This window comes from Vibrio rubrogenes, assembly GCF_059641415.1.
The window spans coordinates 14,437-38,791 of record NZ_JCARSY010000017.1 but is presented as its reverse complement, the minus strand read 5'-3'; the positions used below and the strand labels follow the sequence as shown (position 1 = coordinate 38,791).

Annotated in this window: 20 protein-coding genes; 7 read left to right on the top strand and 13 right to left on the bottom strand. The window is 46.1% G+C overall.

All coding sequences use genetic code 11. The features are described 5' to 3' along the window. The first annotated feature begins 180 nt into the window (after positions 1-180). Complete coding sequence (locus tag AC55NX_RS13085; RefSeq protein ID WP_496996145.1) at positions 181-651, top strand: hypothetical protein; 471 nt, start codon at positions 181-183, stop codon at positions 649-651. Here AC55NX_RS13085 and AC55NX_RS13080 read toward each other — a convergent pair. Further along, positions 589-1,452, bottom strand: a complete 864-nt coding sequence (locus tag AC55NX_RS13080; protein ID WP_496996144.1) for an EamA family transporter — start codon at positions 1,450-1,452, stop codon at positions 589-591. The two genes, AC55NX_RS13085 and AC55NX_RS13080, sit on opposite strands and share 63 nt — an antisense overlap. After that, positions 1,449-2,177 carry a helix-turn-helix transcriptional regulator gene (locus AC55NX_RS13075; protein ID WP_496996143.1) on the bottom strand — a complete coding sequence of 243 codons (729 nt, stop codon included), beginning with the start codon at positions 2,175-2,177 and terminating at the stop codon, positions 1,449-1,451. Before AC55NX_RS13075 ends, AC55NX_RS13080 begins: the two co-directional genes overlap by 4 nt. A 193-nt stretch (positions 2,178-2,370) precedes the next feature. Here AC55NX_RS13075 and AC55NX_RS13070 point away from each other — a divergent pair, with 193 nt between their 5' ends. The 3 genes from AC55NX_RS13070 (at position 2,371) to AC55NX_RS13060 (ending at position 4,703) form a co-directional block, all read left to right on the top strand. Continuing rightward, positions 2,371-2,574, top strand: coding sequence for a hypothetical protein (locus AC55NX_RS13070; RefSeq protein ID WP_496996142.1), 204 nt, complete (start codon positions 2,371-2,373; stop codon positions 2,572-2,574). 168 nt (positions 2,575-2,742) lie between these two features. Beyond that, on the top strand, positions 2,743-4,329 hold the full coding sequence (locus AC55NX_RS13065) for a hypothetical protein (protein ID WP_496996141.1): 1,587 nt from the start codon (positions 2,743-2,745) through the stop codon (positions 4,327-4,329). Next, the gene (locus AC55NX_RS13060) at positions 4,326-4,703 is read left to right on the top strand and encodes a hypothetical protein (RefSeq protein WP_496996140.1); all 378 of its coding nucleotides are present in this window, start codon (positions 4,326-4,328) and stop codon (positions 4,701-4,703) included. Before AC55NX_RS13065 ends, AC55NX_RS13060 begins: the two co-directional genes overlap by 4 nt. A 308-nt stretch (positions 4,704-5,011) precedes the next feature. Here AC55NX_RS13060 and fis read toward each other — a convergent pair whose 3' ends face one another. The 9 genes from fis to AC55NX_RS13015 all read right to left on the bottom strand — a co-directional run bounded on the left by fis (position 5,012) and on the right by AC55NX_RS13015 (position 15,045). Continuing rightward, positions 5,012-5,308 carry a DNA-binding transcriptional regulator Fis gene (gene fis, locus AC55NX_RS13055; RefSeq protein ID WP_021021668.1) on the bottom strand — a complete coding sequence of 99 codons (297 nt, stop codon included), beginning with the start codon at positions 5,306-5,308 and terminating at the stop codon, positions 5,012-5,014. Positions 5,309-5,333: 25 nt separating this feature from the next. Then, the gene (dusB, locus tag AC55NX_RS13050) at positions 5,334-6,305 is read right to left on the bottom strand and encodes a tRNA dihydrouridine synthase DusB (RefSeq protein WP_269431953.1); all 972 of its coding nucleotides are present in this window, start codon (positions 6,303-6,305) and stop codon (positions 5,334-5,336) included. A 140-nt stretch (positions 6,306-6,445) separates the two neighbouring features. Further along, complete coding sequence (gene prmA, locus AC55NX_RS13045) at positions 6,446-7,330, bottom strand: 50S ribosomal protein L11 methyltransferase (RefSeq protein WP_496996139.1); 885 nt, start codon at positions 7,328-7,330, stop codon at positions 6,446-6,448. Between the two features lie 129 nt (positions 7,331-7,459). Next, positions 7,460-8,806 carry an acetyl-CoA carboxylase biotin carboxylase subunit gene (accC, locus tag AC55NX_RS13040; RefSeq protein ID WP_496996138.1) on the bottom strand — a complete coding sequence of 449 codons (1,347 nt, stop codon included), beginning with the start codon at positions 8,804-8,806 and terminating at the stop codon, positions 7,460-7,462. 14 nt (positions 8,807-8,820) lie between these two features. Further along, entirely contained in the window at positions 8,821-9,282 is a 462-nt protein-coding gene (gene accB, locus AC55NX_RS13035) for an acetyl-CoA carboxylase biotin carboxyl carrier protein (protein ID WP_496996137.1), read from the bottom strand. Between the two features lie 63 nt (positions 9,283-9,345). Further along, the gene (gene aroQ, locus AC55NX_RS13030; protein ID WP_496996136.1) at positions 9,346-9,795 is read right to left on the bottom strand and encodes a type II 3-dehydroquinate dehydratase; all 450 of its coding nucleotides are present in this window, start codon (positions 9,793-9,795) and stop codon (positions 9,346-9,348) included. 549 nt (positions 9,796-10,344) lie between these two features. Next, positions 10,345-12,294, bottom strand: a complete 1,950-nt coding sequence (acs, locus tag AC55NX_RS13025) for an acetate--CoA ligase (RefSeq protein WP_496996135.1) — start codon at positions 12,292-12,294, stop codon at positions 10,345-10,347. Between the two features lie 296 nt (positions 12,295-12,590). Continuing rightward, a complete protein-coding gene (locus AC55NX_RS13020) occupies positions 12,591-13,214 on the bottom strand; it encodes a 3'-5' exonuclease (protein WP_496996134.1) in 624 nt (207 codons plus the stop codon). 4 nt (positions 13,215-13,218) lie between these two features. Further along, positions 13,219-15,045, bottom strand: a complete 1,827-nt coding sequence (locus AC55NX_RS13015) for a DUF294 nucleotidyltransferase-like domain-containing protein (RefSeq protein WP_496996133.1) — start codon at positions 15,043-15,045, stop codon at positions 13,219-13,221. Positions 15,046-15,288: 243 nt separating this feature from the next. Between AC55NX_RS13015 and AC55NX_RS13010 the strand changes: the two genes are divergently transcribed. Continuing rightward, complete coding sequence (locus AC55NX_RS13010) at positions 15,289-16,470, top strand: 3-phenylpropionate MFS transporter (protein WP_311846533.1); 1,182 nt, start codon at positions 15,289-15,291, stop codon at positions 16,468-16,470. Positions 16,471-16,576: 106 nt separating this feature from the next. Here AC55NX_RS13010 and AC55NX_RS13005 read toward each other — a convergent pair whose 3' ends face one another. Together AC55NX_RS13005 and AC55NX_RS13000 are read right to left on the bottom strand one after the other, a co-directional pair. Next, on the bottom strand, positions 16,577-17,905 hold the full coding sequence (locus AC55NX_RS13005) for a 6-phospho-alpha-glucosidase (RefSeq protein WP_476487590.1): 1,329 nt from the start codon (positions 17,903-17,905) through the stop codon (positions 16,577-16,579). A gap of 91 nt (positions 17,906-17,996) precedes the next feature. Further along, entirely contained in the window at positions 17,997-19,553 is a 1,557-nt protein-coding gene (locus AC55NX_RS13000) for an alpha-glucoside-specific PTS transporter subunit IIBC (RefSeq protein WP_476487591.1), read from the bottom strand. Positions 19,554-19,975: 422 nt separating this feature from the next. Between AC55NX_RS13000 and AC55NX_RS12995 the strand changes: the two genes are divergently transcribed. Together AC55NX_RS12995 and AC55NX_RS12990 are read left to right on the top strand one after the other, a co-directional pair. Next, positions 19,976-20,680 (top strand): GntR family transcriptional regulator, encoded by a 705-nt coding sequence (locus AC55NX_RS12995; RefSeq protein ID WP_496996132.1) that lies wholly within the window; start codon positions 19,976-19,978, stop codon positions 20,678-20,680. A 147-nt stretch (positions 20,681-20,827) separates the two neighbouring features. Then, on the top strand, positions 20,828-24,307 hold the full coding sequence (locus AC55NX_RS12990) for a sensor histidine kinase (protein WP_496996131.1): 3,480 nt from the start codon (positions 20,828-20,830) through the stop codon (positions 24,305-24,307). Positions 24,308-24,355 lie beyond the last annotated feature (48 nt).

The following is a 24,355-nucleotide window of genomic DNA, read 5'->3' as shown; positions in this document are numbered from 1 at the left end:
GGAAAAGTGAATAAATTTGAAAGTGTGATCATACTATCGCTACGCAAGTAACGCATATAGAGAAAAGTAAAATCACAGATAAGTGTGTGATTTTAGATCGTAAAAGTGCATATCTGAGTTGATTCAGTATCATATTCAGTGGTAGATCTACATAGAATATTTTACATATGGAGAGCCAATATGACCATTAGTGAGCAAATCAATACGTTTATCAAACTGAATGAAACATTTATTGCTATAAGAATCACTGATCCGGATACAGAGGAAAGAGAGATCCTATCAAACATGCCTGATAGTTATAAGAAGATTTACTATAGCAACCATTATAATGAAATTGATGATACTTTTGATTTTACAGAATCTAACCCAACAGAAATTAATTATCCGAATACCGAAGGAAATTACAGTTCTGATTATATTCGCATAATGGAATCACACGGTTACTACAATCTGGCTTCATTCTCAGCTAAGGGGAAAAAAGAACTCAGCTGTATTGTCACTGTTCCCAAAAAACCGCATGATCCTCAACATACTTTCAATGCAATTAAAAAAGATTTAGTTAATGATATAGAAAAGATTGTCACTAACCTAAGCAAGATCGCTACTGTTTCTGATTTCAACTTTTCTACCATTACGAATGTCAATCAGTGATGTTGCGATAATTAGTAAAGTACCAATAACGAGTTTCATTGTGTCAAACTCACCATGCCACAACACGACATTGACAATAATTCCAGCAGGAATTAATAAATTGTTCATGATCGCAAGCTGAGTTACAGAAACTCGTGTTGAACCTTTATTCCAGAGATAGTAACCAATACCAGAGGCAACCACACCCAAATAAAATAGTGTCATAATTTCCGTTGGTGTGGTTGGTAACTTACTTTTATCTCCCAAAATTATGAATGCAACCAGAGAAATGAAAAATGCGCCACAATAAAAATAAGGGAAAACAGTTGATTGCTTTATTCCTGTAGGGATATTTTTCTTATATAAAACTTGTCCCAGACCAAAACAAAAGTTGGCTCCTTGAATAAGAAAGAAACCTTTTAAAGTCGCCTCTTCGATGTTGGTCTGCCGGATGACGTAGGCCCCAATAACGGATATCATAACTAAAAACAAACTCTTAAGAGAGAAACCATCATAAATCAATTGATTAATAATTATTATGTATATTGGCGTAAATATAGTAAATAATAGTATGTTACTAACACTAATAAATCGGAATGCATTAAAATAAAAACAATACATGACTCCTAACTGGATTGCACCAATAAATATGAATTTTACATGCTGTTTTGAAAAGTTATTTCTTATGAAAGGTAAAAATATCAAAAAGGAAAGAAACGTTCTAATTACAACAGATAAATAAGGGTCAACATGAGTTAACGCACTACCAATCAGTGAAAAAGAGAATGCCCAAATAAAAGTGGCAGCAATTAAGTAAGTCACGATATCCACCCCATACTTAAAGCTGTCATCGCAGCATCAATTGTTTTATTTGCTTGCAGTTTAACTCTACTATTTTTTAAATTACTCTTTACTGTATTAATTGTATATCCAGTTAAATTTGATATTTCTATCATACTTAAGCCTTCTTTTGCTAGTGATAAACAAACCAACTCCCCATAATTAGGTTTTTCTATTTGCTTGTCAGTGAACAATTTATCAATAAAGTAATCGCCTGAAATGTTTATTGGAGACATTTTTATTTCAGATAAATCTTGAGATATATCATGTCTATATTTACGAATCATGAACTTTGAAAATTCAATAATACGACTATCAAGGCTATTGTTAAATTGTGGATAATGAGAACTTTTACATCCTAAAACGTAGGATACTTTTGTTGAACCAATAATACTTGACCTAGCATATACATTATGCACAGAAAATTTAGATTTAATCTTTTCAGAAAAATTCCGTTCTTTTTCATCTCTTCTCATCATAAATAAACCATGCTTCTGATTACGAATCATAGGATCTTCATAGAAAAGATTTTCATCTCTGTAAATTAACTTCATATCACAAGGAAGATTGGAAACAACTGATAAGTTTCTGGATGTTTCAATATAGATAGAAATGTAATCCATACCTAGTTGCTGTAAGAATTCTCCATCTTTTCGAATTTCATTGTCTTTTTTTATTGAAGTTGAGTTTATTGATTTATTTGTCATGTTTAATATCACTTTTGATTGGGATGCATACCTTTAAAGTTACCTACTTTTGGGGGTTTCATATAAAGAAATAGTAACCATAATAAAATCAACAAATGGATTTAACAACGTCGCAGATAAACATAAACAACTCGTAATATTTAATCAACCGTTAATTTTATTTACATTTAAATCAATAATACTTGGCTAAATTATGAATCATGACCACTTTAAAACAAATTTAATTGACTCAGACCAGTCTGTTAAAAATTTTATGGCATCTCTTTATGAAACCTTCAGCGCTCAGCTAAAACAGCAAGATGACCCACGGGTTAAAATTGAATACTTTGGTGGGGTGATAGAAGTTCAGCTCGTCTCTTTTGACGGGGTTTATGAACGATCAAAAGCTGAGAAGTAGCATCAACGTGATTACTATTCATCAATAAGGCAGTAAATCCCCCTATTTATGGAATGTAAACCATATTAACTATCTGATTCTATTGATAATGGTTCATCTGTTATTGCTCTGTTGTACAATACTCCTCTTATATCGATATGAACTGAATTCATACACAAACAACGTCAAATGAACTATCAAACTATTCAAATCTACAACCTGATGGCGAATGAATTTGCTCAGGTTGAAGGGGATTTTTCATCCCTGCACGAATCGGATATCAAATCCGTGACGCCTTCCGGAATGCGCTGTTCTGATTTTCTTGAACAACTTCGCAGCGGTCATCAAGTCTTACTCACTGATACGCCATCCATCCCCTTATTGATTCGGGATCGGGATGAATGGGGCAATCTATACTGGCGGGTCAATCCTGTGATTGAATCTAATATCGACTTGTTGGCTCATCGAGCTTATACAGCCAGAGTTGAATTAGTGAATCATGGCATCGGTTCATTTTATTCAGGAAGCGTGAATGCGTTGGTTTATACCGAACCTTACATTGAATCAGAACCTGTGAAATTATCCCTGAAAGAACGCTATGATAAGCAATGTCGGGAGAATCATCTCAATAGTGAAAAAGTGTGGGCAATGCTTCAAGAGCGAAAGGCTCAGGAGAAGGCACAAGAACAGCAATTTTCTCTGGGGTGGATGCAGGTTGAATCAACACAATCTCAACAGGAGTTGTGGGCGAGTCTGTTCACCTCTGACACGACCACGACACAAAAACAACTGGTTAAAAAGTATAATGCCCATCTGAATGAACCGGTTCGTCAGGGTGAGATTGTTATATTGCCGACCGTTGAACCTTCCAGTGTGAAAGAAAAACAGAGCTTATCTGATTTGCAAGAAGAAGCAAAAGCGGCCAGTACCGAATTGGCGAAGCTCAGTGATGAAGAAGTAGCAACTGTTTACCGTCACTTTGAATTGTTAGATTACTATGCTTCGAATGGTTTGAAATATATTCAGGACAATGGATTGCCTTCGGATCAATATGCTTATGCATCGGTTGGTGTAAGTGTTGTTGCTACAGGGATTGAAAGTCATTTAAAGCATGTCAGCGGTATTATTCAGGACATTAATAACCTCTATGTAACGCAAGTGGCTATGGCAAGCCGTACAGGTGGAATTAATTATGGTTCTTTTATTGCCGAGCGTGCGGCTTTACTCAAGAAGTTGGATCAATCATTTACCCGTTTTTCGAGTCGTGCTGTAAAAATACCAGCTTATCGGCAGGTAAAAAAATCACTCAGACTCTCTACAAAGTCGGTGATTCACCATGCTGATGAAATTATAGAGAAAGGTACAGTGCCTAGCCTTGGCAAGCGGATTGCGAATATATCTAAAGGTGTAGCAAGTGCAAAAAGTATTGGATATGTTGGGTTGGTTTTGGGAGTTGCAAGCGGTGTTAATAGTGTTTATGAAGCATGTACTGTCGATGGTTCTGGCGAGTGCGGAAAAACCGCGACAAGGGTGATTGGAGGGTTCCTTGGTGGTTGGGGAGGCGGTGTAGCCGGAGGGTATATTACTACAGGTGTTACTGTACTTGTACTTGGTGCGTTAAGTATTACATCTGCGCCTGTTATAGCTGTTGCTACCGTTAGTGCAGTTGTAGCCGGTGGTGTCGTTGGAGGCGTCGGTGGCGGTGCTGCCGGAAAAGCTTTAGGTGATGTATTCTATGAATATGTTGTAGAGCCAGTGAAGGAAATCTTTGAATGACAATAAATGAATTCGTCATATTTTTCAGAATATTTTTTGGCCTTTGGGTTGGCCTCTGGGCAATTCCTTTTCTGTTCTTTTCTATTCGAACCGCTTTAGGCGGATATAAGCATATTCTGTTTCTGGACGAACAACTGGCTTCTGAGAGATTTAAGAAAAGGAATGACTCTGCGTTGATTGCGGGGTTTGATTACACCTTTCAGGCAATTGGAACAAGATTTCACTGTTATTGTATTCTGTTCCCCTTTATTCGAAACCGAGCCACAACAGACAGGAAGAGTTTTTGGTTAGTGATGTGGCTTCATTCACTTTGGTTTTGGAGTCTGTTTTTCTTCATCATTTTAGTGGTGATTTCGAAAATAATGAATATATAGAACAAAAGACAGCATACAGTTCTCTGGTCATCTCTATTTGACACCTTCCCCAACAGAACTAATCTACCTGTGCACTGGCAAAATTCAGTGCCGGGATTGGAACCTGAAGAATCCCCACATAACTTCTATCCACATCAGGCACTTAAAGGTATTCGCGCCCCTTGTTTTGTGATCTAATTTTATCGACCAAAACAAAACAGAACACGGAGCACAAGATGAGCGAATTTCAGATTATATCAATCCAAACAAAAACCCGAAGCGGATTTCTCTACTTCGGGCTTTAAATTCAAATGGTTAATGAACAGTGATTAGTTCATGCCGTACTTTTTCAGTTTCTTGCGAAGTGTTCCACGGTTGATACCCATCATGGTTGCTGCGCGGGTTTGGTTACCGCGAGTGTACTGCATGATCGTATCGAGCAGCGGCTGCTCAACTTCAGCTAGAACTAATTCGTATAATTCACTTACTTCTTGGCCATTTAACTGGGAAAGATAGTTTTTAAGAGATGCTTTAACGGAATCACGCAGAGGCTTCTGGGTGATTTGGTCTTGTGAAGTAACGGTAGTAACGGTTAAAGCTTCTGAAGTCAGATTTTGTTCGAACATATTCGGTCTAGCTCTTCTCTTAATTTTATGATGCAACGTTATCAAAATAACCTTCGAGTGCTTCCAGTTGCAGCGGGGCTGCTTCTATGGCATTGAAGGTCCGACGAAACCCACTTGCCTGTTCATGTTCTTTGAGATACCACCCCACATGTTTCCGTGCGATTCGTGGCCCCAGATACGCTCCGTAAAACTGATGGAGCGCTTGTACATGACCAAGCAAAATGCTTTTGACTTCCTTAACCGGAAGCGCAGGCATTGTTGTGCCGGTTTCCAAAAAATGTTGGATTTCCTGAAAAATCCAGGGTCGTCCTTGTGCCGGGCGACCAATCATTAATGCGTCAGCGCCGGTATATTCCAGTACATATTTGGCCTTTTCCGGACTATCGATGTCACCATTGGCGATCACCGGAATCGAGATGGCCTGTTTGACCGCTCTGATGCTGTCATATTCTGCCATGCCGCGATACAGACAAGCCCGGGTCCTTCCATGAAGGGCGAGTGCCTGAATGCCGCAGTCTTCGGCCAGCTTTGCGATGTGAACACAGTTCTTATGCGCTGTATCCCAACCGGTCCGTGTTTTTAGCGTCACAGGCACACGAACGGCCTGAACTACCGTGGTGAGGATATTCTCAATTAAATCCGGGTAGCGTAACAGGGCGGAACCTGCCAACTTCTTATTCACTTTTTTTGCCGGACAACCCATGTTGATATCGATGATTTGCGCACCGTTTTCAACGCTGAATTGCGCAGCTTCTGCCATTAACTGTGGATCGGAACCTGCGATCTGAACCGAACGAATCCCGGATTCGCCCTCATGGACCATGCGCTGTTTCGACTTTGACGTTTTCCACAATGCCGGATTGGATGACATCATTTCACTGACAGCCATGCCGGCACCATAGCGAAGACATAACTCGCGAAAAGGTCTGTCGGTGACGCCAGCCATAGGAGCAACGATCAGACTGTTCTTGAGTTGGTGGTTTCCGATTTTTAACACGTCATTACAGTTATAAGGCAGCAAGGGCGCGCATTTTACGCATTTTTTAGCGGTGTGAAAAGACTAATATTTGAGCATTTACAATTTGTTTTTGTAAATCGTCTATTTTTCAGTCAATTAGTCAGTCACATTCGCGATGGTTATTTTTTTCGACCAGAAATCCGGCACCATTCGTTATTTTCAATAATGGGGTCAATCCCAAACTGGTTGCGATAGAAGTCGGCAACGCCCTCTGCCTGTGTCTCTAACACGCCTGACATCGCCAGTTGTCCACCCGGGCGAACCAGAGACTGAATCACCGGAGAAAGCTCTTTGAGCGGGCCGGCCAGAATGTTTGCCACCACGATATCTGCACTGAGATTGTCAGGTTGATTTTGCGGCAGGTAGACCTCTAGCTGGTTTTCAACACCGTTGCGCTGAGCGTTATCTTTGGAAGCGAGTAAGGCTTGTGGGTCAATATCGATACCAATCACTTGCTTGGCACCCAACTTGATTGCTGCAATCGCCAGAATGCCGGAGCCGCAACCGAAATCAATCACGGTTTTTCCGCTGAGATCCAGCCCTTCGAGCCATTCCAGACATAAGGCGGTTGTCGGGTGCGTACCGGTGCCGAATGCCAGACCGGGATCAAGCATTACATTGACTGCATCCGGATCGGGGATCTCTTTCCAGCTCGGGCAAATCCACAGACGGCTGCCGAATTTCATCGGGTGAAAGTTGTCCATCCATTCCCGTTCCCAGTCCTTATCTTCAATCTGTTCGACTTTATAAGAGAAGTCCGCAGGTAAAAGTTGACTGGCCTTGATTTGTGCCAAGATGGTATCGGTATCCGCTTCTGCATCATAGAGCGCGAGCACATCGGTATCTCCCCAGAGGCGAGTTTCCCCCGGAAGGGGTTCAAAGACGGGGGTGTCTTTCGCGTCAAGAAATGTGACGGATAACGCGCCTGTGTCTTCCATCAACATATCACCGATGGTTTCGGCATTGGCGCTGTTGGCATTGAGTTTAATTTGAATCCAAGGCATGTGATTGACTCTTTCCGTGGGTTGAATGGCCGAGAGTGTAGCAGATATTCATTTTTTGAATAGGGCTTGCCCTGAACAAAAAAACCTCCCCGAGGGGAGGCTTATATTGTTATTTATCTGTCGAACGGATTAGTGATTGATGCCGAGTTTCTTCTCCAGATAGTGGATATTGGCGCCACCATGCTGGAAGTTTTCATCATTCATAATCTTCAGTTGAAGCGGGATGTTGGTTTTGATCCCTTCAACAATCATTTCGTTGAGTGCATTCTTCATCCGCGCGATCGCAACATCACGGTTTTCACCATAGGCGATCAGTTTACCGATCATCGAATCATAGTGCGGAGGTACGGTATAACCCGAGTAGATGTGGGATTCCCAACGAATCCCCATACCACCGGCAGCGTGGAAGCGCTCAATTTTACCCGGTGACGGGAGAAAACGTTCCGGATCTTCGGCATTGATACGACACTCAATCGCATGACCGCGCAGTTTGATATCATCCTGCGTAAATGACAACGGTTGGCCCGCCGCAACACGCAGTTGCTCTTTGATCAGATCGACACCGGTCACCATTTCGGTAACAGGGTGTTCAACCTGAATCCGAGTGTTCATTTCAATGAAATAGAACTCGCCGTTTTCATAGAGGAATTCGAATGTACCCGCACCGCGGTAGCCGATTTCAACACAGGCGCGTGTACAACGTTCACCGATGTATTTACGCATTTCTTCGGTAATGCCCGGTGCCGGAGCTTCTTCGACGACTTTTTGGTGACGACGTTGCATTGAACAGTCACGTTCGCCCAAGTGGATTGCGCCACCCTGACCGTCGGCAATTACCTGAACTTCAACGTGACGTGGGTTTTCCAGGAATTTCTCCATGTAGACCATATCGTTGTTGAAAGCCGCTTTCGCTTCGGTACGGGTCATAGTGATGGACTGAATCAGTTCAGCTTCACTGCGAACCACACGCATACCACGACCGCCGCCGCCACCGGATGCTTTAATGATCACCGGATAGCCGATGCGTTTCGCAATGGATTTATTTTTCTCGACATCATCCCCGAGTGGGCCATCTGAACCCGGTACACAAGGCACGCCCGCTTTCTTCATCGAGGCGATCGCAGAGACTTTATCCCCCATCATGCGGATGGTTTCAGCTTTCGGACCGACAAAAATGAAGCCTGATTTTTCAACTTGCTCAGCAAAATCTGCATTTTCAGACAGGAAGCCGTAGCCCGGGTGAATGGCAACTGCCCCCGTGATTTCTGCTGCTGAGATAATGCGTGGAATATTTAAGTAGCTATCAATACTACGTGCCGGCCCGATACAGATGGATTCATCAGCAAGTAAGACATGTTTGAGGTCCCGGTCTGCTGTGGAATGGACAGCGACCGTTTTGATCCCTAGCTCTTTACAGGCGCGAAGAATACGGAGTGCAATTTCACCCCGGTTCGCGATGACAACTTTATCTAGCATAAATCTGACCTCAATTATTCAATGATAACGAGAGGCTGATCGAACTCGACAGGCTGACCGTTCTCAACAAGGATTGCTTTGACGATACCAGCTTTATCGGATTCGATCTGGTTCATCATTTTCATGGCTTCAACGATACACAGTGGTTCGCCGACAGCGACTTTCTGGCCAACTTTTACGAATGGTGCTGAATCTGGGCTCGGAGAGCTGTAGAAAGTACCGACCATTGGTGAAAGCACTTGATGACCTGTCGGTTGTGGTGCTTCTGCCGGTGCACTGGCTACTTCTGCTACCGGCGCCGCTACAGGTGCAGGTGCAGCAACTGGGGCAGGTGCATATTGTGCATATTGGATTGGCGCTGCTGGTGCACTGTGACGGCTGATGCGTACGGATTCTTCACCTTCAGAAATTTCCAGCTCAGCAATGCCTGACTCTTCAACTAATTCGATAAGTTTTTTTATTTTACGAATATCCATTGTCTTTTCTCTTTGATCTTGTGAATAAGACAACCCGAACAACTGCCGCGGGATGTCGAGTGTTTATTTTGCCTGCAGTTTTGTGATAGCTGCCGACAACGCAAATTCATAGCCTTGAGCACCTAAACCGCAAATCACCCCCTCTGCCTTGTCTGACAAATAAGAGTGGTGACGGAAAGGTTCCCGGGCATGAACATTAGAAAGATGTACCTCAATAAAAGGAATATTGACCCCCAAAAGTGCATCCCGCAGTGCAACACTGGTATGGGTGAATGCGGCAGGGTTGATAATGATGAAGTCAATGTTCTCGTATGCCTGATGAATGGTTTCGATCAGTTCATACTCACGATTCGATTGCAGGTGCTCTAGTTCAACACCAGCTTGATCGGCCTGTTGACGGAGTCGATCAATGATCTGAGGTAACGTTTGAGAACCGTAATGTGCCGGTTCACGCAGGCCCAGTAAATTCAGGTTAGGACCGTTTAGCACAAGAATGCGTAATTTTGTCGTCATTGTGTCGCCATCTTACTCAATAATGAGGTCTTATTTACATATTCCCATATTTTAGGTTTTTTCACACAATTTTTTTTCAAGAAAATCAAAAAATGGTGAATTGGTCCTGATTATAGCTAATTCAACACAAATGGCAGCAAATTACTGGTCTAATCACCGTTTCGGATAATGTGAAAGAGTGTTGAGCCCAAGGTTTACGCGCTTTGCGGAAAATTGATAATTATGTCGTTATCGTCTTATGACCATGAAGATCAGAAATGGTTTTGTCGAAACCACAACAAACCAGTCTATAGAGGTATGGCACAGAGAGTCACGGGACAGAAAGAACATCGGCGAGAAGAAACCATTACATTGGTTTTTTCGTGCGAGCAGAATGGTGATTTAGCGATAAAAAGGCATTGAATTCAGAAACTGTGATGCGCATTCAAATGAGCAAGTTGGGGAATGACTGGTAAGACCGAGCCTGAGTCGTTTGGGCTGGGCTTAAAAAGGAAGCCATCGGAGGGATGGCTTCGCGGTTTAGAACGTTCGTTTGCACTTCAGGCAGTTTTAACTGAGTGCTGCTTTTTCTGCAATCAGCTTATCCACCACACTTGGGTCTGCGAGGGTTGAAGTATCGCCAAGATTGCTGGTGTCTCCGGTAGCAATCTTACGCAGAATTCGGCGCATGATTTTCCCGGAGCGGGTTTTAGGCAGAGCATCGGTCCAGTGCAGCACATCCGGTGTGGCGATTGGGCCAATTTCTTTACGCACCCATTCTTTGACTTCTTTATGCAGTTCAGAAGAGGGATAGATACCATCATTGAGTGTGATGTAGGCATAAATCGCCTGACCCTTAATATCGTGTGGAATCCCAACGACAGCGGCTTCAGCAATTTTATCGAATGCCACCAGCGCTGATTCGACTTCTGCGGTACCCATGCGGTGGCCGGAGACATTGAGGACGTCATCGACCCGTCCGGTAATCCAGTAATAGCCGTCTTCATCGCGGCGGGCACCGTCACCGGTGAAATACATCCCTTTGAAGGTGGAGAAATAGGTCTGTTCAAAGCGGTCATGATCACCGTATACCGTGCGCATTTGTCCGGGCCAAGAGTCGAGAATCACCAGATTCCCTTCGGCTGCACCGTCAATGAGATTGCCGACGTTATCGACCAGTGCGGGTTGGACACCGAAGAATGGTCGTGTGGCTGAACCGGGTTTCAACTCGGTTGCACCGGGAAGCGGAGTGATCAGAATGCCACCCGTTTCTGTCTGCCACCAAGTATCGACAATCGGGGATTTTTCATTGCCGATAGTCCGATAATACCATTCCCATGCTTCCGGATTGATCGGCTCGCCCACTGACCCCATGATGCGCAAACTGTCACGTGAGGTGCCGTCGATGGCTTCATTACCTTTGGCCATCAGTGCCCGGATTGCTGTCGGTGCCGTGTAGAGAATATTCACCTGATGTTTATCGACCACCTGACTCATTCGGTTAGTGTTCGGATAGTTAGGTACGCCTTCAAATAAAATGGTTTTCGCGCCATTGGCAAGCGGGCCGTAAACCAGATAGGTGTGACCGGTGATCCAGCCGACATCCGCGGTACACCAGAAGACTTCGCCGGGCTGATAATCGAAAACATATTTAAAGGTCATGGTGGCATAAACCAGATAGCCGCCTGTGGTATGTAACACGCCTTTGGGTTTGCCCGTGGAGCCGGAGGTGTAAAGGATGAACAGCGGATCTTCTGCTTTCATCGCTTCTGCCGGGCAGTGTTCTGATGCTTTGGCTGTGGCTTCGTGCCACCAGATATCCCGGTGATCATGCCAGTCGATACTGCCGCCGGTGCGTTTGAGAACCACCACTTTGCTAATGGTTTTGACTTCAGGGTTGGTGAGGGCTTCATCGACATTCTTTTTCAGTGGTACCGCCCGTCCGCCCCGGACGCCTTCATCTGCGGTAATCACCATTTTTGCGTCGGAGTCGATAATGCGCCCTGCGAGTGCTTCCGGAGAGAAACCACCGAAGACCACCGTATGTACCGCACCGATGCGAGTACAAGCCAGCATTGCCACTGCAGCTTCCGGTACCATCGGCATATATAGACAAACGACGTCACCCTTACGGATGCCTTGATCTTTCAGTACATTGGCAAAGCGGCAGACTTCTTGATGGAGTTGATTGAAGGTGAGCGTTTTATCTTCAAGCGGGTCATCGCCTTCCCAGATGATCGCCACCTCATCGCCACGCTCTGCAAGGTGGCGGTCAATACAGTTGGCCGAGACGTTCAGGGTACCATCTTCAAACCAACGGATACCCACATGGCCGGTATCAAATGAGGTGTGCTTGACTTTGGTGTAAGGGGTGATCCAGTCAACGATCTGCCCGTGTTCTCCCCAAAATCCCTCGGGGTCGCTTACTGAGCGTTGGTACATTGATAAGTAAGTGTCGTTATCCGCGTGGGTATGTTCTTTAATATTGTTCTTGACCGGATAAACATGAACATCACTCATAGCTTCTTCTCCTTTTGAATGCAGGGACCGCTCCGGTTCATCATGATTGATTGGGCTTATAATAAATATTTCCGGAGGATCTGAAATTCTTGTACCCAAATATGAACTCGAACTCACCCTATCGGAGTGCTTTGAGGTTACCTAGGTGTAATAACTCTTGTTCAGATACCGTGATTGCACAATTAGACTTTAGGCTAAATGAGATCTGTGAGTAAAAAATCATTGCGATTCAAGGTGTCACACCAGTGGGGGCTCTGTTTGTTGTGAATGGTTGCGGTGGAAAACGACAATAACATTCAGGCGGAAGAGAACGATGGCAGATCACCTTGAGTCAAACGGACAAATACCAGCGCCGCAGAGAGCGCATCTTGTAAGGCGTCATGTTTATTTTGCAGCGGCAGATCCAAATGATGACAAATCGCTTCCAGACTGAGGTCGCAGTAGGCATTGGGCAGCATTTTTTCCAGTTGTTCATGATAGAGCTGACTCACTTCAATCAGGCGATTCGGCAGCGGAAAACCCAGATGTTTGCGGCAGGCGATATCGAGAATGGTTTTATCATAACGGATGTGATAGCCAACCAGTGGCCGGTTACCGATAAAATCCAATAACTGGATCAGGGCTTGTGCTTCGGTCAGACCATCACTGAGATCCTGATGACGGATCTGGTGAATACGGACTGAATCGGCATTCAGCGTTCTGGGTGCACACAGCTTCACTTCAAAGGACTGACTGGTCAGAATACGGTTGCCGATAATTTTGGTGGCGGCAATGGAAACCAGTTCTGCCTGTTGCGGATTGAGACTGGTTGTTTCGCAATCCAGTGAGACGAATTCCTGATGGTCCGGTGGTAAGAACAGGCTCCGGTAAGCGGAATCTTTGAGTTTGTAATACCAGTATCGGCGTGAGATTCGGTTCATGGGCTTATTCTCTAATCTGATAGTGGTACGACAACCACTGCTTGAATTTTTTAACAATATGCAAGCTGTGACGTAATAAGTCCCGTTCGGTGCTGTCGAGAGATTTGATGTCCAGATGATTATTGCGCTCCGGTTGTTGAAGCTGTTGAGTGAGCCGGAGCTTAAAGAAGAGTTTCAGCGCTTCACTCAGATTGTCTGCGGTCTGTTGTTCCAGCACCCGTTTTTGGGTGAGTGCTTCGATACGCTTAAAGGTGTTTTGCTCTGCAATGCGGTACTCCAGACTCAGGGCCCGGATGCCGTGGACAATCGGAAAAATACCGCCTTGTTTGATATCGAGCCCTGATTTGGAGGATTTCACGTTGCCGAATAAGGTCAGTGGCAGGGAGAAATTCAGGGCAGGACGGGTGAAAGCTGACAGGATCAGTTCTTGGTCGGCCATCAACCCGGAGAGGTGCTCCCGAATGGGGTGCAACAGCGCCCGATTGCCGGCGACGGCCTGTGCGTCAGCCATAATAGCGATATGCATAATTTGTTCTGGTTTGGCTTGAGTGACCCATTGGGAAAGAGCGGCTTGCCAGTTCCGTTGAGATTTCACCCATTGTGGATTGTTGACCATCACTTTGCCCGGGCAGACAGGATAGCCGAGTTGGAGAAGCGTATGGGTCAGTTTGTCCATCACACGCTGACAATCCGGCCAATCGATATCATCTTTGATGATTAATGCATTATCCTGATCGGTTTTGAGAATCTGTTCACCACGCCCCTCTGAACCTAAGACCAGCAGACAGCACTGTTGTTGCATCACCGGCGGCACCGTGAGTTCAAAGGCTTTCTCTATAATCTGTTCATTGACTGCGGCGATCAGTTCCATCATGAAACGGGTTCTGATGCCATTGCTGACGAGGTTTTCGACCAATTTGTGTTGTTGGTTGGAAGCGATAGTCAGCTCTTCGATACTGGATGCTCTGGCAATGCTCAGGGTCAGCACGTGGGAGTGGGTGGAAAAGGTGCTGAGAATCTGGGTCATATCCAGCATGCCCACCGCTTGGTTGCCGTCACACACCATAATTCGCTTGATCCGGTTGCGGATCATCATCACCATCGCATTAAAGAGAAATTCCCCATCATTAACGTGAAATACCGGGAAGGTGGCAATTTGACCGACCGGCGTGTTGACCGGCTGAGCGTCTAATGTCAGAGCATGGAGCATGTCCGTCCGGGTGACAATCGCATACGGATGTGCATGTGTGGTTTGCGTAAGTCGCACGTCGTTCTCTGGCAGTTGCACTAATGCTGCATCGCTATTGTTGTCTTTGAGCAGCCCGGCGACATCAGCGATGGTTTGCTCCGGAGTGACGATGATCGGCGGATGATAAATCGCCCGATCCACTTTGGTCAGAATAAACTCGGCGAGGTTTTGCTGCTGTTGGGCATTTTCCAGCAGAGCCTGACGGGTGGCGAGGTTACTATCGAAATACGCTGCAAATTGCCCGTTCTGGTGATAAAAATCGACAAAAACCGACTTGGGTAATTGATAGACCAGTGTATCTTCCAGTGCGATGTATTGATGTTTAACCGTTCCGTCAAGCAGGGCACGGACATCAAAAATATCTTCGCTCGCGTAGTGAGCAAAGACTTCCTGACCATCTTCTGAGCGCTCTTCAACCACTCCTTTGATGAGAATGTGCAGATATTGTCCACTTTCACCGCAGCGCAGCAAGGTGTCCCTCGACCGAAAGTAAGCGACATCCAGCGCAGAGAGAAGCTGCTGTTGTTGCGCCGGAGTCAGGCGATCAAACGGGGGTGACTGAAGATTGAACTTATCCGGCATAGCAACCTTTCTGGGCGAGGGTATCTGATTTAATTTTGGCTGAAATCTGATTTGCCTCCAGACGACTTTGGTCTAATGCCATCAACGATGCCTGAATGGATTGAATTGCGAGGGGAAATATCAGACTTAGAGGAAACAGAGTGTTGAGCAATATTCCCTTTTTCTTATATGGCATTCAAAGCATAATAGGCGCAGTTAGTTACATCATCCGTCATCCGTCGCTTTTTGCATCAGTAGGTCGTTATGCTCAGTATTTCTCCGTTCCGCTGGATTTCTCAGTATTATTTCGGTTTTTTCTTTGTCTATGGCATCTATACGCCATTTTGGGCGTTGTGGCTCAAAAGTGAGGGGGTCGCATCAACCGATATTGGTCTGATTATGGGGCTCGCATTCGGTACCCGCTGTCTGGCAAATTTACTGGTGACGCCGAGAGTCCACCGGGCTGAATGGTATGTGCCGATGCTGAGAGTGTTGACGCTATTGGCAATCGGGTTTATTGCTGCACATCTTTTTGCTGTACAGCATTTGCTGTGGATTGCGCTGGCAACTGTCCTGTTTAATGCTTGTTTCGGGCCGATCATTCCGCTGTCGGACACGTTAGCGAATTACTACACCAATATGAAAATGCTCGATTACGGCCGCACTCGTTTGTGGGGCTCCGTTGCCTTTATCGTCGGTTCGCTGGTGGTCGGCTGGATTGTCGCGCACTGGGGGAATGACTGGATTCTGTATACGGCTTTATTGGGCATGAGTGTGACGTTTTTAATGAGCCTGCGTGCGCCTAATCCTAATCCGGCGACGCAAACAGAAACTGAGGTGGTACGTCCTAAACTAATCGAAATGCTCAGAGACAAGCATGTGATTAAGTTTTTAGTGCTGGTGTCGTTGATTCAGGGCAGCCACGCGGCTTATTACAGTTTTAGTTCCGTGTACTGGAAATCAGTCGGACATTCAGAAGAAATCATTGGTTATCTGTGGAGTTTGGGTGTCATTGCGGAGATCTGTATTTTTGCGCTCAGTCGTCGCCTGTTCGGTCTGTGGTCGATCCGCGCGATGTTTTTGCTCTCTTCCTGTGCGGTTGCCGTGCGTTGGGGATTAACGGCTTTCACCACGCAGCTTGCAGCACTGGTGTTCATTCAGTTACTCCATAGCCTGACATTCGCGGTCGCACATCTGGCGACCATTCGTTACATTCAACAAGCAGTACCGGAGAGAATGGTCGCATTGCAGTCGTTGTACAATGCGATTCCTCTGGGAGCGGTGATTGCGACGATGACGGCAATCAGTGGTTGGGGATTTGAGCACTGGGGCGCTCAAGTTTTCTGGGTGATGGCGCTGATGGGGGTTGTGGCGCTGTTTGTCCGGCTCGAACCGAGTGATTCGGTGCGGCAACACCGTTTAAATTCCATGCCCGGGCAGGGGTAATGAAAGTCTCTTTACGTCATGTAAAGAGACTTTGAGTTGCCCGTATCACGGGCAACGTTCTGGCATAGATCTAACCTAAAAAGCCATTCACCACATTGTACCGGGGTTATTTTAGTGTCGGCCAGAAGTCTTTATTGGCTTCAATCAGGTCGTCTAAAATAGCCTTGGCCACGGAAGCACTCGGGACGGTTTTTGAGAGCGTTATCGCTTGCCACAGTTTCTGATAGGATTTTTCGATCCAAGCTTCAACAACCAGTTTTTCGACGGCAACCTGTTGGCTCATCATGCCGTGTTGGAAGGTCGGGATAGCTCCGACCCGCAGCGGTTCCGGTCCGTTACTGCCGACCAGACAAGGAATTTCAACCATCGCATCGGTGTTGAAGTTTTCAATTGAACCTTGGTTTTCTACGATCAGTAACATGCGTTCTTTGGTGTTAAAGGCTATCGCCCTTGCCAGATCAACAATATAAGATGCGTGTTCATCGACTTCTAAGGCACATCCAGCGCCAGTTTTTTGCTCAATCACCTTACGACATTCGCCGAAGACATGTTTTTCTCTGCCTTCCATCACTTCATTGGCCCGGGTGTGTGTTGGATCGGAATGAGCTACAACCTCATCCGGGAACAGATAATATTTCAGGTAAGTGTTTGGCAACGTTTCTGTGTCGAGAGCATACACATCTTTGGCCTTGGCAAAGGTATCATTCCAACTGGCTTCAACATGTTGACCGGCTTCCGGAGTCGGTGGCACATAACCATGCTGGGCGACATAAGCTTTGAGCTTCGGCATTAAGTCTTCCCCTTGCTTATTGGTAATCGTTTTCCACCAGCCGAAGTGATTGAGCCCGTAGTACATCACATCGAAATCTTTACGGGACGAGTAACCCAGAATATTGGCCATCCGATTCTCGATGCCGATCGGCATATCACAGATATTCAGAATTTTACTCTGAGGGCAGAGTGCCCGGGTTGCTTCTGCCACAATCGCCGCCGGATTGGAGTAGTTCAGCATCCATGCATTCGGCGAATATTGTTCCATATATTTGACCAGTTCGAGCACGCCCCCGATAGAACGCATTCCATAAGCGATGCCACCCGGTCCGCAGGTCTCTTGACCGAGTACGCCATGTCGCAGCGGAATTTTCTCATCCAGTTCGCGCATCGGATATTTGCCGACGCGAATATGTGCCATGACAAAGTCAACGTCGGTAAATGCGGTTTGTGGATCTGTGGTATAGGAAAAGTCGATTTGCGGTGCTTTCTCTTGCAATAAGATTTTACAGGCTTCAGCAATGACTTCTTGCCGGGCTCCGTCATTGTCATAAAAGGTCAGACGACGAATCGGGAAGCGGTCGATGTTCTCCAGAAGCATCAGTACGATGCCGGGAGTAAAGGTGCTTCCACCACCGGCAATGACGATTGAAAACTGTTTCATGTTGATCTCCTTTTGGTCATATTTTTATGTGCTTTAAATGTGTTTGTTCATGTCTTTGTTGAGAAGCAGCGATTCTTTCAAGCTGCGCGTTTCAGATATGCAGTAGCCCCTCACACTCTTCTCTGACTTGGGGGACGCTGAGCCCGATAATAATTTGTATGGCTTTGCCGTTGCGGACGACACCGTGTGCGCCCATATCTTTGAAGATTTGATCATCGACAATCAGCATCGGATCGATGACCGTCACTCGCAGACGTGTGGCACAGTTATTGAGTTGATCGATATTCGTTTGTCCGCCAAGAGCCTCGATAAGGCGACTGGCAAGGCTGTCGGCCGGATGTGTTTCGCCACTGGTCTTCGCTTTGTAATCCGATTTTTTGTACAACTTCACTTCACTGTTTCTACCGGGAGTTTTCAGGTCGAACCGGATGATCAGCATTTTGAACAGGAAGAAATAGATGACGGTGAAACAGAGTCCGACCGATATCTGGGTCAACATGACGTAAGCATGATGGTTGTACATCGGGAGCCAGTTTTGTGAGACGATTTCGATCAGCCCGCCGCCCATATTGCCGACAACACCGAGGCTATACATGATGGCTGACATGGTGGCGGCCAGAATGGCATGAATGACGAACAGAAACGGCGCAACGAACAGGAAAGTAAACTCAAGCGGCTCGGTAATACCGACCAGAATGGATGTTAAGGTGGCCGGAATCAGCAATCCGGCGATTTTGCTTTTATTCTCTTCATCGGCTGTCATGTAAATGGCAAGGGCAATCCCGACTGAACCGAACAGTTTTGAATTACCGTGCAGAGCAAAACCACCGGCGGGGAATAGCGTTTTCAACGGTAATGTCGATTGGCTGAATTCCTGAATGTGTTGTGCCCAGTTCATCATGATACCGTTTTCTACGGCAACCGGGCCGAAGATGAACGGGCCATAGATAAAGTGGTGTAATCCGGTCGGGATCAGCAGACGTTCTAAAAATGTATATAGCCAGACGCCCAGTGTGCCGGATGCCAGCATCAGTCCTTGCAGAGAACTGATAGCTGCCTGAATTTTTGGCCAGATCATTAATGTGGCCCACGCACAGGGGAGCATGGCAAAGAAAGCAAGAATGGCAATGAATGCGGTTCCCTGAAAAATACCGAGATAATCCGGTAATTTGGTGTCAAAGAAACGGTTATGCAGGTACGTCACCAGACCGGCGATAAATATGGCGCCGACGATACTGGTATCGAGAGTTTTGATACCACCGATCAGGGTCAGGCCGCTGACCCCTCCGGGAGCCTGAGAAAAATCAACACCGAAGTAACTGCCCCAAACGGCTGCCATCGCTGCAATAAAGTAGTTGTAGGTCAGATAGGAGAGAAATACCACGAGGCAGGCCCGGGCATGCGCTTTTTGCGCCAGACCTATCGGCAGGGCAATGGCAAAAATCAGTGGCATGTTACGGAAGATGGTCCATCCGCCTTCTTCCAGTATGTTCATCAATTGAAAAAAAGTGCCGTTGGTATCGGCAAGTGATCCCATAAAATCAGGATTTTTGAGTACGATGGACAGCCCTACAATAATCCCTGCAAAAGGGAAGAGGAGGACAGGTGTAAACATCGCCCCACCGAATCGCTGTATTTGACTTAACATGGTTTACCCTTCCAGTATGCTATCGCTATAAAGCGAAGTATTGGTTCCTTTTATATCCTCCGAATTTGAAGCTTCAGTCTTCACTGAACGAGTCGTGAAGGGGTGTGCATCGGGAGACTGGTTGGTCATCCCGCTGAAACATCAATGTTTCGGGAATATATTTTCACGTCGATTTGGATTGTTTTTTGTTTGCCGGCGAGTTCAGAATAGAAATTAATAGTTGAGAATTATCTGTACAGGGAATTGGAATGTGATATTTATCACTTATAAGTGTGTGGATGTTTTGTATAAGTAAACTCTATTTATTAGACCTATTTAGTTTTTATTTATTTTAAAAATCGAATATTCATTTTAATTTATTGATATATATTGTTTTTGTTTGTTTCTGTGAAATAGACAACCAAACAATAATAGGTATAAAAGTGATCTATATATTAATCGCCAATGACTTGAGAAAACGAATTAATTCTGATGAATTTTGTTTGAACCAGCCATTACCAAGAGAAGTGACGCTGGCCGAAGAATATCAGGTTTCCCGGATGACACTCCGGCGTGCAATTGATTGTTTGGTTGAGGATGGACTGATTGAGCGCCGTCACGGTAGCGGAAATTTTGTCATCGATAAAGAAGTAGCTCATGAGAATAAAGGGCTCAACAGCCTGACTGAGCTGAGTCAGAAAAATAATAAATCGATAGCGAGTCAGGTACTCAGCTTTTCGATGATTCCGGCTCCGGTCAGTGTCGCTCAGCGACTCAAGATTCAACATGGTGAATTGGTCTATTACATTATTCGTGTCCGTTATCTTGATGAGCGGCCGGTACATTATGAAGAGTCTTATCTTCCGGTTAAACTCTATCCCACTTTGTCTGTTGCTCATCTGGAAAAATCAAAATTTGATTATATTGAGAAAGAGGCAGGATTCGTCATTGAGGGAAACTATTTTACCTTTTTGCCGATTTTAACACCGGCTTCAATTGCCACTTACCTGAAGGTCGAAGAAGGCACGCCGACAATGCAAGTCACTTCAATCAGTAATGCGCCTGACGGAACCATTCTCGACTTTTCCATTACGACTGAAAATATCCACCATTATCAGTCCACCTATTATTTCCGGAGAACCCGGTAAGCAACCAATCTATGCGGCTGGGATCTCATTGGGTTGTCACCGTGCTGCAACGTCAATGATTTTCGGTATAAAATTGTTTGGATTTCAGTGACTCAGAAAATTAAGCCATCTATTCTTACTTTCTGACTTGGCGATAAGGAGCACTTCATGCAGTCATGGATTGTCATTCCGGTTTTATTTCTTTATTTAGGACTGCTGTTCTTTATCGCTTGGTATGGTGACAAAAACCTGAACTGGCTGGCACGCTTCCGGCCTTGGATTTATAGCTTATCGATTGGGGTGTACTGTACTTCGTGGACGTTCTACGGCACAGTCGGGCAGGCTACTAATCATGCTTGGTCATTTTTACCGATTTATCTCGCCCCCATTCTCGTCTTTGTGTTTGGCTGGCGGATATTAGCCCGCCTGATGTTGATTGCTAAACGCGAACATATTACCTCCATTGCTGATTTTATCGCTGCACGTTATGGCAAATCTCAAGGGCTTGCTGTGGCTGCAACGCTGATTGCGGTTGTTGGCATTCTGCCTTATATCGCCCTGCAACTTCGTGGTGTGACGATGGGAATCCATGTCGTGACGTCAGATTTTCCTTTCCCTGAGCAGTTGACGGAAAGTCATATTTCTTGGTTTGTGGTGGTGGCACTTGCAGTGTTTACCATGTTGTTCGGGACGCGTCATATTGATAATACCGAGCACCACCGTGGGATGATGATGGCGATTGCTTTTGAATCGTTGGTCAAGCTGGTGGCTTTTTTATGGGTCGGCCTGTTTATCGTCTATATCGGTTGGCATCAGACTTCATTCAAACTGAGCGATATCGTGCTTGAATCGTTCGTTACCCCGCACTGGCCGACCCTGATGATTCATCTGGTGTTGACTATGCTGGCGATCATTTGTCTGCCGCGCCAGTTTCATACCATGGTGGTTGAGAATGAAAAACCGCAGGATCTTCATATGGCCCGGCGGATATTTCCGATTTACCTGATTCTGATGGGACTGTTTGTGCTGCCGATATCATGGGTCGGCAAAGGGATAATGGATGTTAGCTTGGCGGATACATTTGTGATTAGTATCCCCAAGGCGGTTGACTCTGATTTCATGGCGATGATTGCATTTTTAGGGGGAACATCGGCAGCAACCGGGATGGTGATCGTCTCGACCATTGCACTGACTATTATGGTTTCTAATGATTTGGTGGTGCCTTTTTTGCTCCGGCGGATGCGGTTTTCTCATCAGGGCCATCGTCATTTTTCCCGCTTGTTACTCAGAATCCGGCGCGGCTTGATTTTAGTTTTACTGGCTTGTGCGTGGGGATTTTATCGCGTTTTGGATGCCGTACCGTCGCTGTCTGCGATTGGATTTCTCTCTTTTGCTGCGATTGCGCAGTTTGCCCCGGCGTTGATCGGTGGGATCTACTGGCGTGACGGCAATAAAAAAGGCGTCTATGTCGGTTTGGCGGTCGGATTTTCACTCTGGCTGATTACCTTAATGGTTCAGACCCATTTATTGGCCGGTGATGCGCAGTCTAACCCGCTCATTTGGCTGATTAGTCCTCCGGAGGCGATTGCCGGTCTAGGTATATCAAGGTCTGACTGGGGGATGATCCTCAGCGTGGTGCTCAATACACTCTGTTATTGGAATATTTCTATCATCACACGTCCGAGCCTGAGTGAGCGCTTACAGTCTGCCACATTTGTCGGTACGCCATTCCCCGATAACGAAAATATGACGCTCTACCAGAGCCGGGTGTCGGTCGCGGAACTGGAAATGCTGGTCGCCCGTTTTGTCGGGCGAGGGAGGATGAAAGCGGCTTTCGAGCAATTCTGGGTTCAGCAGCACAAGCGTTATTTACCCAATCAACAGGCGCCAGCGACGCTGATTCGTCATGCTGAACGGGTGTTGGCCGGTGTATTTGGTGCGTCCTCAGCGAAGTTAGTGCTTGCTTCTGCGTTGCAGGGGAAAAACATGCACCTTGAAGAAGTTGCCGCGATTGTGGATGAAGCGTCAGAGCTGTATGACTTCAGCCGCAGCTTGCTTCAAGGTGCTATCGAACATATCGGGCAGGGATTGGCGGTGGTCGATAAACAGTTACGTCTGGTGGCCTGGAATCAGCGGTATCTGGAGCTGTTTTCTTATCCACCGGGCTTGATTCAGGTTGGCCGTCCGATTGCTGATATTATTCGCCACAATGCACGGCAAGGGTTGTGTGGCCCCGGAGATGTGGAAACTCATGTTCGCAAGCGGGTCGAACACTTAGAGAAAGGTACCCGACATACCTCCTCGCGGGTCAGACCGGACGGGAGAGTGGTGGAAGTGCAAGGTAATCCGATGCCCGGTGGCGGGTTTGTCATGAGTTTTACCGATATCACCGCATTCCGGGAAGCGGAAGATGCTCTCAAGCAGGCCAACGAGTCGCTGGAAGAGCGTGTCCATCAACGGACACAGGAGTTGGAAAAACTGAATCGCCAGTTAGTGCAGGAGACACAACGGGCGGAACGCGAATCTCGTTCAAAATCACGGTTTCTGGCAGCGGTGAGCCATGATCTGATGCAGCCGCTCAATGCCGCCCGGCTATTTGCATCCTCTCTGTCGGAGATCGCCCGGGAAGCCGAGGTCCAACGACTTTCAGCACATATTGCAAGTGCACTGGGGGCGGCCGAGGAATTAATCGGGGATTTGCTGGATATCTCCAGACTCGAATCAGGAAAACTGGATATCAATATTCACAGCTTTGCGGTTCATGATGTGCTGGTGAATTTGAATGCCGAGTTTCATGCGATTGCCAAACAACAGGATATCGATTTTACGATGGTCCCTTCGTCGGTGGTGGTTCAGTCGGATCCGAAGTTGCTCCGACGGATTATTCAGAACTTCCTCACTAATGCGTTCCGCTATGCGCCCCATGGGAAAGTCGTGCTCGGCATTCGTCATGTCGGTACGCAGATCCGGATTGAAGTATGGGATAACGGGATCGGGATCGAGCCGGATAAGCAGCATGAAATTTTTGAAGAGTTTAATCGTGGCGGGCAGGTTCGTTCTGAGCAGGGGCTTGGGCTTGGATTGGCGATATCGAAAGGGATTGCTTATGTGTTGGGACATGAAATTTCAATGCGCTCGTGGCCCGGACATGGCAGTGTTTTTTCGTTATCCCTGCCGCGCTCACATCCCCGGGAAGTTGCCGATAAAGTTGCCCCTGCCGTGAATGATGTGACCGATTTGTCGCAAATTAAAGTGTTATGTGTGGATAATGAAGTCGATATTTTGGTGGGGATGTCGGATCTGTTATCTCGTTGGGGATGTGATATCCGCACTTCAACCAATTTAGTCGAGAGCCTGAGAGCATTAGATGATGCATGGATACCGGATGTCATCTTGTCCGATTACCGGTTGGATCAGGGGCGTACCGGATTGGAAGTCTTGCAACAGTGTCGTCTACGCCTAGGCCGTCAGTTTGAAGGGATTATTATCAGTGCTGACCGGACACAAGAGATGATGGATGCGATTCAGTCAAACGGATTTAGTTTTTTACCCAAGCCGGTGAAGCCTTTGAAATTACGGGCGGTACTGAATCGAGTGCGACAGCAAAGCGATGCTCGTCATCAAGGCAATAGTCCATCAAGGCAATAGTCCATCAAGGCAATAGTCCATCAAGGTCATGATTCATCAGGGACCTGA